Raw genomic sequence first — 13,220 nt, 5'->3', positions numbered from 1 at the left:
TATCGATTGCACAGACTGTGCGGTAACACCCGCAATTTCCCCAGAAGGGTTTCCCCGTAGCGCAAAGCGGCGCAAAATCGGCGTTCGCCGCGCCTCGCGCCAGGGCGGTGCACGCCGACTCCCTTCTTAACCGCTTTTTATCGCCAAAGCCATGCCTCAATTCCAGCAACAGGACATCATCGAGATCGCGCACGACGCCTCCCTGCTCCGCTTCGCGCCGCAGGCGGGCGGTCGCCTGCTCTCGTGGGACATCGACGGCCAGTCGGTGATCTTCTGGCCCGAGCAGGCGGACTGGAGCCAGCCTGCGCGCGTGCGCGGCGGCAATCCGCTGCTCTTCCCGTTTCTAGGCCGCCATTTTGTCGACGGCCGGATCGGCCGCTGGAAGGACGCGCAAGGCACAGTGCGCGATCTGCCGATGCACGGCTTCGCGCGCGATCTGCCGTTCGAGGCCACGGTCGACGAAGCCGGCCGCTCGATCAGCATGACGCTGACCGACAGCGACGCGACACGCGCTGTCTATCCATTCGGCTTTCGCTTCGAGGCCCGGTACACGCTCGCCGACGCGCATACGCTCGACGTCGACTTCGTCACGACGAACACGGGCGCCGCCGGGAGCGCGCCGCTGCCCTACTACGCGGGCCATCACTTCTACTTCACGCTGCCGCACGCGCAGCGCGGCGAAACGGTGCTCGAACTACCGCGCACGGTGCGCCGTCATCAGCAGCCGGACGGCTCGATCAGCGCGGGCGAAGCGGGCGAGCCCGATTACCGTCTCGACGATCCGCGCATTCTGGACCGCTTCCATTGCCTCGACGGCGCGCCGGACCATCTGGTGCGCGTCGTCGCGCTGGACCTGAACCGCAGCATCACGATCGATCTGCAACGCCCCGGCTCGGTGCCCTGGTTCGCGGTGACGACCTGGACGGAGAAGCCAGAATCGGACTTCTTCTGCGTCGAGCCGTGGCTCGGCCTGCCCGACGCGATCCATAACGGCCAGGGCTTGCGCTGGCTCGATGCAGGCGACACGGAAACAGCGTCGCTGCGCATCGCGATCGGCACACTGCCCTAAAGCGGCGGGTCTTCCACATGCTGCGCGGCCTGTGCGTCGCGCAGCCTTTGCGTCGGGCGAAGCCTCGGGTCAAAAACGGGCGCGCCTTGCAAAACCGTTAGAATGGGTCGTTTTGCATCTGCCGCGTGATCGGGATCGGCGCGCGGCGGCGTCTTGCGAGGTCCAATGTTGACAACAAAAATCAGACGGCTCGTCTGCGCAGCGATGATCGCAGCACTGGCCGCTTGCGGCTCGGCACCCGTGGGTCCAGGCTATTACCGCGTCGAACGGGGCGACACGCTGTACAAGATCGCGCGCAGCAATCGCGCGTCGGTGCAGAGCATCGTGCGCTGGAATAACCTGCCGAACCCCGATTCGATCGAAGTCGGCCAGGTGCTGCGCGTATCGCCGCCGCCGGGCACAGCGACGGCGAGCACGAGCGCCGCACGCAGCAGCGGCGCGGGTGCTTCGGCGGGTGCGTCGGCGGGTGCGTCGGCAGGTGCGTCATCTTCGTCGCGCAGCGCAGCCGCGGACACACCGTCGCCATCGTCGACGGCTTCGTCGATCTCGCTGATCTGGCCGGCAAGCGGCAACGTGATCCGCGGCTTCGACGGCGGCAATTCGAAGGGCATCGACATCGCGAATGCCGCGGGCACGCCCGTGTTCGCGGCGGCAAGCGGGACCGTCGTCTATGCGAGCAACGGTTTGCGCGGCTACGGCAATCTGCTGATCATCAAGCACAACGCCGATTACCTGACCGCGTACGCGCACAACCGCGCGCTGCTGGTGAAGGAAGGTGAAGCCGTCCAGCAAGGCCAGAAGATCGCCGAAATGGGCGACTCGGACAACGACCGCGTGATGCTGCATTTCGAGCTGCGATACGCGGGCCGTTCGATCGATCCGGCGCGCTCGCTGCCGCCGCGCTGAAGGCGCTCGTCGCCCACATCGCGTCTGGCGAACGTCCCAGTCGCGAGCCCGCGCCTGCGGCGGCGGCCAACGCATGAGTCATGACGTGCGACGTGCCCGCTTCAAGGCCTGCGCCGGACGCGCTACAGAGGCACGCGCATACAGCGGCTCGCGGACCCAACGCCGTGCGCGGCTCCATCCTTCAGCCGCGCGGGCACGGTCCGTGCCGCAGCAGTCGACAAGCGCAATTGCGTGCAACGATACCAAGAGGACTTTTCGATGAAACACGCCCTTGCGGCAATTCGTGCGACGGCGGCCAGTCTCGCGATCGCGTCTGTCACAGGCTTCGCAGGCTGCGCAAGCTCGGGTTCGACGACGCTCACCTATCTGCCGAGCGGCGACACCGGTTTTGCGATCAACTGCAGCGGCAGCGACGCGAGCCAGAACTGGGGTGAATGCTACAGACGGGCCGGCGACGCATGCGGTGCCTACGGCTACGACGTGATATCGAAAGACGTCGACACAGGCGGCGCGGCGGGCGGCTCGCTGGGCGGCGTGCTCGGAGCAAACGTGAAGAACCGGTCGATGGTCGTTCGCTGCAAGCAGTGAATCAGCGATTCTGTGAATCAATCATCGGGACGGCTGCGCTGATATGTCTGATGTTAATCGTCGGCAAAACAAAAAAAGTGCCCGGCCGAGGCCGGGCAAACGGGGGTTCGGCGCATATCGGCAAAGGACCGGTTCACCATGCGCCGAAACGAAATCTAGCAACGCCCCCATACCCACGCAATCGATTAATTGTGCAAATAGTGTGAGTCGGCGCACGGTTCAAAGCCAATCTGAATCGGGCAACCGTCAATTTGGAAACCGAATCAACCGGATTCCTGTCATCGGACAGCCGAACCGCGCATTATCGGAATGCCCGCAAACCCACAATTGACGGGGGTCTTCAAAAGATCATAAAAATACGCTGCGCGAATTCATCTGCACTGCCATATTCACGCGATTCGCGCACTTCACGGCGCTCGCGGCAGTAACGGGACTACGTGCGCCAACGCACCTTTCCGTTACGATTTCTCGCTGATGAAACATCAGATTTAACGAGTGACGTATGGGTTTAGTGCTGGCATACGCGCGGCGCGACACACCATTCAGTGCGCGCGAAACCGCCTTTAATCAGCGAATGACATTGAACGGGCGTCGTGCGCGATGAGCATGCCGCTCAGGATGGCGGCCGCGCGTTCGAACGGCCGCCCGATAACAGCCAAACGGCCGTTCGTCGGCTATGGTTTATAGTTACGCCCGCCCGTGCCGGCGACCGCTGCCGTGCCCCGTTATGCCCTGCTGGTTACTATCGCCATGACATCCTCCGATATCCCACAAAGCCCTCTCTACCAGAAACTGCTCGGTGAAACCGCGAAGATCGGCTGGGCGGAACTCGAACGATTTTTCGCGCGCGGCATGCTGCTGCGCGTCGCACGGGATCTCGACCTCGTGAGCGTCGCCGAGGCGATCGCCAACGACGACACCGTGCAGGTCTCGCAATGGCTATCGTCGGGACTCGTCGACCGCGTGCAGTCGGAGACGGCTGCCGACTTCGCCGCGCGCGACCCGAACCTGTGGGCCGTCGTCGTATCGCCTTGGGTCTGCGTGCAGGAACGCGATTGAACGAGCGCGCCGACGACGCAGCCACGCTGGCGAGCGCCGCCGTGCCCACACGCTGGCACAGGCGTGTGCTGACGCTCGCGTTCCCCATCGTCGTTGCCAATCTGACGCAGCCGATACTCGGCGCCGTCGATACAGCCGTCGCCGGGCATCTCGACAGCGCGTCCTACCTCGGCGGCGTGGCCCTGGGCGGGCTGTTCTTCAACTTTGTGTTCTGGGGCTTCGGCTTCCTGCGCATGGGCACGACGGGGCTCGTCGCGCAATCGTTCGGCGCCGACGACGAGGCCGGCCTGCGCATGAACATCGTGCGCGCGCTGCTGCTCGCACTTGCCATCGGCGCGGTGGTGCTGGCACTGCAGGCTCCGTTGATCGAGTTCGCCGTGCGCACGATCGGCGGCAGCGACGACGTGCAGCGGCACGCGCGCGCCTACTGTCACGCGCGCATCTGGGCTGCGCCGCTCGCGCTCGCCAACTATGTCATTCTCGGCTGGCTGCTCGGCACGCAGCGCGTGCGCGTCGCGCTCGCCACGCAGGTGTTCATCAACACCGCGAACATCGTCGCCGTGCTGTTGTATGTGTATGCATTCCATTGGGGCATCGCGGGGATCGGCGCGGCGACCGCAACGGCCGACGCGCTTGGGTTCACATTCGGCGCCGCGCTTTTGTGGCCGCTGCTTTGGCCGCTATTGTCCCAAGTGCGCACGCGCGGCCTGCCCGCGCTTGAGCGCGCCGCGCTGTTCGACCGCGCCGCGCTCAAGAGAATGGTGACGATCAACCGCGACATCTTCGTGCGCACGATGTGCCTGCTCGGCGCGTTCGGCTGGTTCGCGCATCTGGGCGCGAGACAGGGCGACGCCACGCTCGCCGCAAACGCGCTGCTGCTCAACTTCCAGACTTTCATGGCCTATGGGCTCGACGGCTTCGCGCACGCGGCCGAAGCGCTCGTGGGCGCGGCCATTGGCGCGCGCAATCGCGACGCGTTCCGCCAGGCCGTCAAGGTGACGCTGCTCTGGTCGGCGCTCGGCGCGCTCGGTTTTGCCGCCGTCTACTGGACGGCGGGTGCGTGGATCATCGAACGGCTGACCGATCAGGCCATCGTTCGCGCGACGGCCGATGCGTTCCTGCCATGGACGGCGCTGTCGCCCGTCGTGTCCGTATGGGGCTTTCTGCTCGACGGGGTGTTCATCGGCGCGACGCGCACGCGCGAGCTAATGACGTCGATGGTCGTGTCGCTCGGCGTGTTTTTCGCGGCCTCGTGGGCGCTCATCGGCACCCACGGCAACCACGGGCTCTGGGCCGCGCTGCTGATCTTCATGGCGGCACGCGGCCTTACGCTTGGGCGCCTGCTGCCACGTCTCGCGCGTGACGTCGGACCGCGCGCGGCGCAGCGCCACGCCTGAACGGCACGCGCGCAACGTCCGCGATGCACGGAGGTTGGCGCAATACGCGCCGCCGACCCACGTTATTTGGGCGCGGCGGGCGTGTCGATCATTATGGGCGGACGATCGTCGGTCGGCACGCCATGGTAGTCGGCGGGGTCTTTGGGCGGCACGTGATGATGGTTCGACTGATCGCCGGCACACGCCGACAGGGCGAACAGCGAAAACAGCGATGCGGCAAGAAGGAAGCGCGTCATGGACTTTTGAACAGGGAGGGTCGTAACGACGAATGACGTCGCGGGCCACGAGTCTACCTGCAAAGCGTATTACGCGCCGCCGAACCCGGGCCGCTTCCGCCTTGCGCCAGGTTCCGGCGCAAGTCTACTATGTATCTATGGTCGAAGTCGTCGAAGGAGGCCGCCATGGATGCCGAATCGATCGCAGGTCTGGTTGGACTCGCCGTGGGTTTGCTGGTGCTCGTCGCCCTATCGGTATTCGAATCACGCACCTATCGCCGCGAACACAACGGCGAAGGCATGATGCATCACTGGCTTGCCGAGCATCACGTCCTCGACAGAATGCACCGCAGACACTGAAGCCGATCGCGCCGCGCTCCCAGCGGCGCGATGTTTGATGTTCGCCTGAATCTTTTCCGGGCTCGCGCGTCGACACTGACGCGGTGCGCGCGTGCGCGCACGCGAGGCGCCGTCCCACCCCACCCCTGTCTTTCTCTCGACCAAGTTGCCCAGCGGCCGCCATGGCGGGCATATGCCTTGCTGAAGCGTAAGCCACAGAGCGCGCATTCCGCGTGCTCGGCAATCCGGCCGCCGCACGCGAAGGCTGCCCCTCTGCGCGTGCGCCGTGGTCGCCATTTGTGGCCCGGCCCTATAAGGAGAGATAACATGACCCTCGGAACCATTCTGCTGATCGTGCTAATCCTGCTCTTGATCGGCGCCCTCCCCAGCTGGCCGTACAGCCGCGAGTGGGGCTATCGTCCGACCGGATTGGTCGGCGTGGTGCTGATCGTGGTGATCGTGCTTCTGCTGTTGGGACAGATATGACTGTCGGGCGTTTTGTGCATGTGCTTACGGCTCGTAGCGTCAGGAATTGACGGGCGGTCACGAGAGCGGATACAATCTCTGGCTCGCGTCGGAGCGTAGCGCAGCCTGGTAGCGCATCTGATTTGGGATCAGAGGGTCGTAGGTTCGAATCCTATCGCTCCGACCAATAGAAACAAGCACTTAGCCCAGCCATTATGGCTGGGCTTTTTGCTTTTCAAGGCTCCCGCTGCGCAATCGAATGGGTTGGGAGAATGCTGTCGGCGCCCACGCGCGAGCCTCTGCTAATCGCCCTGTCCCTACCACGACGCCCGCAGGCTCGCGGCGGCTCTGCAAGCTGTTTCCACGCGCCCGCGCCGGTCAAACGGCATCGGGCACGAGTCAGGTGCCCGAGCGGAGGTGGGTTTGCAACACGCATCGCGTGATGCTGTAAAGCGGCGCTACTGAAAAGTTATTCCGTCGAATGGAATGGGCTGGGCGTTCCAACTCGTGCCGCATCCCGTCGTCGCGTACTCAAGGTCGAATACGACGCTGCGAGTTTTATCCAGGCCAACAAGTCGCGCATGAACACCACCGTCGGCGATGGCGTAGCTAATCAGCACCGAGGCATCCGACGCGGCCTCGTAGGCACTCGAACACATATACGAGAAGATGCTCTGCCTGTAATCGAAGAGCCACGCCTCGACGGCGCTCTGATTCGCTCCTGGTTAACAGCGTTGATGACGTAGTCTGAACTGTATTGCACCGAGGCGCCCGACAACGCGGACGAAATTTTCAGATCCACGAAGGCAATGAAAGGGGAAGTACCACTGCGCACCGCCTTGACGACGGCCGCCGATCCGGAAACCGAACTCGAATCGCCGTCACCGCAACTGGCCAGGCTCAGCACCCACCATTGCGGCGCAAAGCGTTATGCGGACATATGACAAGCCCATCATTCGTGCAACGTAAGACATGGACGCCTCGTCGCATTGCGGTGGTCCAACCTACATGGCTGCTGACTGTCCGCGGATGCCGGGTACCGCACGGCAATGCGCATCAAAATCCCGTCAGACTCCCTGTCATGCCTCGATGCGAGGTGGCGATGGCGGCAGGCCCAAGTGGTCGTGATCAGATCTATGTCAGGAGAACGCGACCTGGCTCGCCAATTGAGGTGAAGAGTCCGCTACCCGCCCACGCGCACGGAACGCCTTCCCTCAACCCGTCCGCGATAAAACAGACGGCCCCACAAAACTCCCCTCACCTCGCGCTGTCCATACCTTCCATACGAGCCGGTACGAGCCGACACGAGCCCTGGAGACACCGCAATGAACCTGATCCTCTGGCGTCATGCCGAAGCTGAAGACACTGCATCGAACGATCTCGCCCGCCAGCTAACCTCACGCGGCCGCAAGCAGGCGCAGGCATCCGCGAAATGGCTGCGCGCGCGGCTCCCCGACGACGCCCTGATCCTCGCGAGCCCCGCCACGCGCACTGTGCAGACGGCTGAATCGTTGACGGACCAATATCGCGTCGTGCGCGAAATCGCACCGGACGCCAGCGCCACCGACGTCCTCGCCGCCGCCGGCTGGCCCGACGGCATCGCGCCGACCGTCGTGATCGTCGGCCACCAGCCGACGCTCGGTCATGTCGTCGCCCGCCTGCTGGCCGACAGCGGCGCAAGCTGGTCGATCAAGAAATCGGCGATCTGGTGGATCGAAAGCCGCTCGCGCGGCACCGGCGAACAAGCTGTGCTGCGCGCCGCGATCAGCCCGGATCTCTTCTGACCCTGGCCGCAGACCAGCGCACAGAGAATCACCGCAGGAGCATCGAAGGCCCCGCGAAAGCGTCGGGCTTACGGCACGTCATCGAATCGTCATACCGTTGCCACGTGAGCGTCACCCGCCGTTACTACATTGGCGTCGAAGTGAATTTTCATTTTCGACCAGGAACGCCACAATGCGAGAACTGCCGACGCCAACCCTGCCCTTCGCATCGATCCTCGAACCGCGCCGGCGCCTGCCGCGCACGGAAGAAGCCGTCACCGCCCAGCATCGTCTGCAAGTGTCCTGGGCACGTACCGACGAGGAACTTCGCGAAGCGCAGCGTCTGCGTTACCGCGTCTTCGCCGAGGAAATGGGCGCGCGCCTGTCCGGCCCCGTCGGCCTCGACGTCGATTCGTTCGACGCTTACTGCGATCACCTGATCGTGCGCGACCTCGACACGCTTAAGGTGGTCGGCACCTATCGCGTGCTGCCGCCGCACCAGGCGGCGCGCATCGGACGCCTGTATGCGCAAGGCGAGTTCGACATCTCGCGCCTTACGCACCTGCGCTCGAAGATGGTCGAAGTGGGCCGCTCGTGCGTGCATCCCGACTACCGCAGCGGCTCGGTGATCATGTCGCTGTGGGCGGGGCTCGGCTCGTACATGCAGCACAACGGCTACGAGACGATGCTAGGCTGCGCGAGCGTTGCGATGGCCGACGGCGGCCACTATGCGGCAAACCTGTACGCTTCGCTGCAGGATGATGCGCTGACCGAGCCGGAATATCGTGCGTTCCCGCACACGCCGCTGCCCGTCGACGAACTGCAAACGGGTGCAAAGGTCGCGCCGCCGCCGCTTGTCAAAGGCTATCTGCGCCTCGGCGCGAAGATTTGCGGCGCGCCTGCATGGGACCCAGACTTCAACACGGCCGATTTCCTGACGCTGTTCCGCCTGTCGGAAATCAACGCGCGCTACGCCCGCCACTTCCTCGGTGACGCGCTGCCGCGTTAGGCGCCGCAGCAAACATACACGCGGCTCGCGCCGCGCGATGCGCCCCCGGCGTTGCATCGAAGCGATATGCACGACGGTGAGCAGAATAAAAAACGCCCGGTTTGACCGGGCGTTTTCTTATGCGATTCGCGGTTCGCACACGCGATGCCGTCGATACAACTCGCGAATTCCGAACGATCAATCTTCCGTATAGACCACGCGATACGGCGTCCGAATTTTCTCCCACTCTGCCGCCTCCTGAATCAGGCTGTAGTCGGTCAGCGGATTGTTCGCGACCCATGAATTGGGCAGGCGCACGTCGTAGCCGCCATTCGCTTCCGCGACGGTAATTTCAGGAAAGCCGACATCGGCACGGCGACGGCACAGCAGCGCCGCGAGCCGCAGACAGAACAGCAGCTTCCATTCGAGATCGCGCGTCTGTGCGAGCTTGCCGAGCTTGCCCGCATGACCGACGACGAGCGCGGCAAGGCGCGCCTGATCGGTGCGCGAGAAACCCGGCATGTCCGCATTGCTCGCGATATACGCCGAATGCTTGTGGTACGCGCTATGTGAAATCGACAGCCCGATCTCGTGCAGCGCCGCGGCCCAGCCGAGGAACATGCGGTTTTCCTCGCGCACTTCGTCATCCGGTTCGTCGAGCTGATCGTAGAAGCGCACGGCCAGCTCACCGATGCGGCTCGCCTGCGGGCGGTCGACGCCGTAGCGCCGCATGAAGCCTTCGACGGTGATCGTGCGCATGTCCTGATGCTGCGAGCGGCCAAGCAGGTCGTACAGCACGCCCAGGCGCAACGCGCCGTCCGTCGTATCGACGTAATCAACGCCGAGTTCATCGAACACGGCGATCATGATCGACAGGCCGCCCGCCAGCACGGGCACGCGATCGGGCTTCAGCGCGATCAGCTTGAGCCGGTTGACGTTCTCCGCCTTGATCAGCGCCCGCTTCAGGCGCTCGAGGCCGCCGCGCGATATGCCGTGCGTGATGCCCGGATCGTTGAAGCCGTTCGCCTCAACGAGTTCCGCGAGCGCGCGCGCCGTGCCTGACGAACCAATACCCTGGTCCCAGCCCTCGGCCCGGTAATCCGCCGAAATGATCTGGATTTCGCGCGTCGCCGCCAGTTCCGCCTGACGCATCGTGTATTCGTCGACGTTGCCGGCCGGAAAGAACTGGCGGCTGTGGCTCACGCAGCCGATATACAGGCTCTCCATCTTGATCGGCGTGTAGTGCGAACCGATGATGAATTCCGTCGAGCCGCCGCCGATATCGACGACCAGTCGCTTGCCCGCGCTCGCCGGCACCGAATGCGCAGCGCCTGCGTAAATCAGGCGCGCTTCTTCGCGGCCGGCGATCACTTCGATGGGAAAACCGAGTGCGGCTTCCGCTTCGCCGAGAAATTCCTGCGCATTCTTCGCGACGCGCAGCGTATTGGTCGCGACGGCGCGCACATGATCCGGATGGAAATCGCGCAGACGTTCGCCGAAGCGCTTGAGCGCGTCCCAGCCGCGCACCTGCGATGCACGGTCGAGCAATTTTTCGCGCGACAGCCCCGCTCCAAGCCGCACCGGCTCACGCAGCGCGTCGACCTGATAGATCTGGCTGCCCGCTTCCGTTTCCTCGACGCGGCCCACGATCAGGCGGAAGCTGTTGGAGCCGAGATCGACGGCGGCGAGTAGTGGAGGAGTGTTGACCATCGGGTAGGGGAACCTCGTGCGCGCGGATGGTGCGCCCGTGCCAGGCGCATTCGTTGCCGCGTTGTTCAAAGTCGCCATTTTAAGCGTACTGGACATCGCGATGTCACCTAGGCCGTTGTCGTGCGATATGGTCACATATAGTTACGGCATATTTACGACACCGTTAGGCAAAAGCGTAAAATTGCGGCAAAAGCCAATTCACGCACTTGTCATCATACTGTGAGAATTTCCGAGCGTCCTTTCGAGTCACCTCCCGACCTTTCCTTCTCACCGCCGATGTCCAACCGCTACCCTCTTCTGAATCGCGAGCTGGGCATTTTGGGGTTCAACGAGCGCGTGCTCGCACAGGCTGCGGACCCATCCGTGCCGCTCCTCGAACGCTTACGTTTCATCTGCATCACCAGCAGCAATCTGGACGAGTTCTTCGAAATCCGCATGGCGGGCTTGCAGGAGCAGATGCGTGACAACCCCGGCGCGCTTTCGCCGGATGGGATGTCCCTGCAGCATTGCTACGACCTCGTCGTAGAACGTGCGCAAAAACTGGTCCATCGCCAGTACACGATGCTGCAGGACACCGTGCTGCCCGCACTCGAAGACGAAGGCATCTATTTTCACGGCACGGAAGCATGGAACGAAGCGCAGACGGAATGGGCGCGCAATTACTTCCTCGATGAACTCTTGCCCGTCCTGACGCCGATCGGCCTCGATCCCGCGCACCCTTTTCCGCGTGTGCTGAACAAGAGCCTGAATTTCGTCGTCGAACTGGAAGGCAAGGACGCGTTTGGCCGCCAGGCGGTGATGGGCATCGTGCAGGCGCCGCGCGCGCTGCCGCGACTCGTGCGCATGCCGCAGGAACTGTCCGGCTATCCGCACGGCTTCGTATTGCTCAGTTCGCTGCTGCAACGCTTCGTCGGCGAGCTGTTTCCGAATCTCGTCGTGCGCAGCTGCAACCAGTTCCGCATCACACGCAACAGCGAACTGTTCGTCGACGAAGACGAAATCACGAACCTGCGCGTCGCGCTGCAGGGCGAACTGCCCGCGCGACATCTCGGCAACGCGGTGCGGCTCGAAGTGTCGGCGGAAACGCCCGCGCATCTCGTGCGGCGCCTGCTCGACGAAAGCGGCCTTTTGCAGAAGGACTGCTATTACGTCGATGGCCCGGTGAATCTCGTGCGTCTGATGCAGTTGCCCGAGATGGTCGACCGGCCCGATCTGAAGTTCGTGCCGCACATTCCCGCCACGCCCGCGCAGATCACCAACAGCTCAAGCCTGTTCGACGTGATCGATCAGGGCGACGTGCTGCTGCATCATCCGTACGAGAGCTTCCAGCCCGTGCTCGAACTGCTTTTGCAGGCCGCGAAGGACCCCAACGTCGTCGCGATCAAGCAGACCATCTATCGGACGGGCACCGATTCGCCGCTGATGGACGCGTTGATGCAGGCTGCGCGCAACGGCAAGGAAGTGACCGTGGTGGTCGAACTGCTCGCGCGCTTCGATGAAGAGACGAACATCAACTGGGCGTCGCAGCTCGAAGCCGTCGGCGCGCATGTCGTGTACGGCGTGGTCGGCCACAAATGCCACGCGAAGATGATGCTGATCGTGCGGCGCGTGTCGGAAGGCGGGCGCTCGCTCCTCAAACGCTATGTGCACCTTGGCACGGGCAACTATCATCCACGCACGGCGCGTCTGTACACCGACTTCGGCCTGATGACGGCCGACCAGAAAATCTGCGAAGACGTCCACCACGTATTCCAGCAACTGACGGGCATCGGCGGTGAGTTGCCGCTGCACGAGTTGTGGCAATCGCCGTTCACCCTGCATCCGAAGCTCATCGACGCGATTCGCGCCGAGGCCGAGCATGCGCGCGCAGGCAAGCGCGCGCGGATCGTCGCGAAGATGAACGCGCTGCTGGAACCGACGGTGATCGCGGAACTCTATGAGGCCTCGCAGGCGGGCGTGAAGATCGACCTGATCGTGCGCGGCGTGTGCGCGTTGCAGCCGGGCGTGGAGGGGTTGTCGGAGAACATCACGGTGCGCTCGATCGTCGGGCGCTTTCTCGAGCATCACCGGATCTTTTACTTCTATGACGATGGACGTGAGCAGGTTTATCTGTCGAGCGCCGACTGGATGGATCGCAACTTCTTCCGGCGCGTCGAGGTGGCGTTTCCGATCAACAACAGACGGTTGAAGCGCCGCGTGATCGCGGAAGGGCTGTCGGCGTTTCTTGGCGATAATCAGTCCGCGTGGCTGATGCAGAGTGATGGGCATTATCGGCGCCGCCGGCCGGGGAAGTCGTCGCGCAATGCGCAGATGAGTTTGTTGACGAAGTTTTGTATGTAGTGGGATTCGCGTTGCCCTTGCGTGGGGATTCGCGATGCGGGTCGCCGTTCCTTTACGCTGGCAGCCGCGAGGCGGGTCGTTTTGCCCCTTCGCTGGCAGCCGCGATGCGGTTTGCTTTGCCCTTACGCGGGCATCCGCGATGCGGGTCGCCTTGCCCCTTCGCGGGCATCCGCGAGGCGGGTCGTTTTGCACCTTCGCTGGCAGCCGCGAGGCGGGTCGTTTTGCACCTTCGCTGGCAGCCGCGATGCGGTTTGCTTTGCCCTTACGCGGGCATCCGCGATGCGGTTCGCTTTGCCCCTTCGCGGGCATCCGCGATGCGCCTCGCGGCGCGGGCGTTGCCCCTGTGCGGGGCGGCACCTACTTTCTTTGCCGCGGCAAAGA

At 63.8% G+C, this 13,220-nt stretch carries 12 protein-coding genes and 1 tRNA gene; 11 read left to right on the top strand and 2 right to left on the bottom strand.

All coding sequences use genetic code 11. From position 1 onward, the window contains the following. Positions 1-151 precede the first annotated feature (151 nt). From J8I87_RS26400 to J8I87_RS26380, 5 genes are all read left to right on the top strand, one after another. A complete protein-coding gene (locus J8I87_RS26400) occupies positions 152-1,069 on the top strand; it encodes an aldose epimerase (RefSeq protein ID WP_209935007.1) in 918 nt (305 codons plus the stop codon). 165 nt (positions 1,070-1,234) lie between these two features. Further along, positions 1,235-1,975 carry a peptidoglycan DD-metalloendopeptidase family protein gene (locus J8I87_RS26395; protein WP_209935005.1) on the top strand — a complete coding sequence of 247 codons (741 nt, stop codon included), beginning with the start codon at positions 1,235-1,237 and terminating at the stop codon, positions 1,973-1,975. 258 nt (positions 1,976-2,233) lie between these two features. Next, positions 2,234-2,563: a hypothetical protein gene (locus J8I87_RS26390; RefSeq protein ID WP_209935004.1), complete on the top strand. Its 330-nt coding sequence runs from the start codon at positions 2,234-2,236 to the stop codon at positions 2,561-2,563. A 750-nt stretch (positions 2,564-3,313) separates the two neighbouring features. Continuing rightward, positions 3,314-3,622 (top strand): DUF2288 domain-containing protein, encoded by a 309-nt coding sequence (locus tag J8I87_RS26385; protein ID WP_209935003.1) that lies wholly within the window; start codon positions 3,314-3,316, stop codon positions 3,620-3,622. Then, positions 3,619-5,019: an MATE family efflux transporter gene (locus J8I87_RS26380; protein ID WP_209935002.1), complete on the top strand. Its 1,401-nt coding sequence runs from the start codon at positions 3,619-3,621 to the stop codon at positions 5,017-5,019. Before J8I87_RS26385 ends, J8I87_RS26380 begins: the two co-directional genes overlap by 4 nt. A gap of 62 nt (positions 5,020-5,081) precedes the next feature. On the opposite strand, the gene J8I87_RS26375 is transcribed toward J8I87_RS26380, so the two are convergent. Further along, positions 5,082-5,255, bottom strand: a complete 174-nt coding sequence (locus J8I87_RS26375) for a hypothetical protein (protein WP_209935000.1) — start codon at positions 5,253-5,255, stop codon at positions 5,082-5,084. A 165-nt stretch (positions 5,256-5,420) separates the two neighbouring features. On the opposite strand from J8I87_RS26375, the gene J8I87_RS26370 reads away from it, so the two are divergent. From J8I87_RS26370 to J8I87_RS26350, 5 genes are all read left to right on the top strand, one after another. Further along, the gene (locus J8I87_RS26370; RefSeq protein WP_209934999.1) at positions 5,421-5,594 is read left to right on the top strand and encodes a hypothetical protein; all 174 of its coding nucleotides are present in this window, start codon (positions 5,421-5,423) and stop codon (positions 5,592-5,594) included. 306 nt (positions 5,595-5,900) lie between these two features. Continuing rightward, positions 5,901-6,059, top strand: a complete 159-nt coding sequence (locus J8I87_RS26365; protein WP_209934998.1) for a DUF3309 family protein — start codon at positions 5,901-5,903, stop codon at positions 6,057-6,059. Positions 6,060-6,148: 89 nt separating this feature from the next. Continuing rightward, positions 6,149-6,225: transfer RNA gene (locus J8I87_RS26360), tRNA-Pro, on the top strand. A 1,138-nt stretch (positions 6,226-7,363) separates the two neighbouring features. Next, the gene (locus J8I87_RS26355) at positions 7,364-7,822 is read left to right on the top strand and encodes a histidine phosphatase family protein (RefSeq protein ID WP_209934997.1); all 459 of its coding nucleotides are present in this window, start codon (positions 7,364-7,366) and stop codon (positions 7,820-7,822) included. Positions 7,823-7,994: 172 nt separating this feature from the next. Further along, positions 7,995-8,810, top strand: coding sequence for a GNAT family N-acetyltransferase (locus tag J8I87_RS26350; RefSeq protein WP_209934996.1), 816 nt, complete (start codon positions 7,995-7,997; stop codon positions 8,808-8,810). A gap of 177 nt (positions 8,811-8,987) precedes the next feature. Here the strand turns inward: J8I87_RS26350 and ppx are convergent, their stop codons facing one another. Continuing rightward, positions 8,988-10,595: an exopolyphosphatase gene (gene ppx / locus J8I87_RS26345; protein ID WP_209934994.1), complete on the bottom strand. Its 1,608-nt coding sequence runs from the start codon at positions 10,593-10,595 to the stop codon at positions 8,988-8,990. Between the two features lie 180 nt (positions 10,596-10,775). Between ppx and ppk1 the strand changes: the two genes are divergently transcribed. Further along, positions 10,776-12,839 (top strand): polyphosphate kinase 1, encoded by a 2,064-nt coding sequence (gene ppk1 / locus J8I87_RS26340; RefSeq protein ID WP_209934993.1) that lies wholly within the window; start codon positions 10,776-10,778, stop codon positions 12,837-12,839. Positions 12,840-13,220 lie beyond the last annotated feature (381 nt).

Source organism: Paraburkholderia sp. LEh10, assembly GCF_017814945.1.
GTDB lineage: Bacteria > Pseudomonadota > Gammaproteobacteria > Burkholderiales > Burkholderiaceae > Paraburkholderia.
This window is presented reverse-complemented; position numbering and strand designations above follow the sequence as displayed.

Bases quoted from the DNA above. Each gene is read 5' to 3' on its own strand.
- J8I87_RS26400 (WP_209935007.1), top strand. From the start codon at position 152: ATGCCTCAATTCCAGCAACAGGACATCATCGAGATCGCGCACGACGCC.
- J8I87_RS26395 (WP_209935005.1), top strand. From the start codon at position 1,235: ATGTTGACAACAAAAATCAGACGGCTCGTCTGCGCAGCGATGATCGCA.
- J8I87_RS26390 (WP_209935004.1), top strand. From the start codon at position 2,234: ATGAAACACGCCCTTGCGGCAATTCGTGCGACGGCGGCCAGTCTCGCG.
- J8I87_RS26385 (WP_209935003.1), top strand. From the start codon at position 3,314: ATGACATCCTCCGATATCCCACAAAGCCCTCTCTACCAGAAACTGCTC.
- J8I87_RS26375 (WP_209935000.1), bottom strand. From the start codon at position 5,255: ATGACGCGCTTCCTTCTTGCCGCATCGCTGTTTTCGCTGTTCGCCCTG.
- J8I87_RS26370 (WP_209934999.1), top strand. From the start codon at position 5,421: ATGGATGCCGAATCGATCGCAGGTCTGGTTGGACTCGCCGTGGGTTTG.
- J8I87_RS26365 (WP_209934998.1), top strand. From the start codon at position 5,901: ATGACCCTCGGAACCATTCTGCTGATCGTGCTAATCCTGCTCTTGATC.
- J8I87_RS26355 (WP_209934997.1), top strand. From the start codon at position 7,364: ATGAACCTGATCCTCTGGCGTCATGCCGAAGCTGAAGACACTGCATCG.
- J8I87_RS26350 (WP_209934996.1), top strand. From the start codon at position 7,995: ATGCGAGAACTGCCGACGCCAACCCTGCCCTTCGCATCGATCCTCGAA.
- ppx (WP_209934994.1), bottom strand. From the start codon at position 10,595: ATGTCCAGTACGCTTAAAATGGCGACTTTGAACAACGCGGCAACGAAT.
- ppk1 (WP_209934993.1), top strand. From the start codon at position 10,776: ATGTCCAACCGCTACCCTCTTCTGAATCGCGAGCTGGGCATTTTGGGG.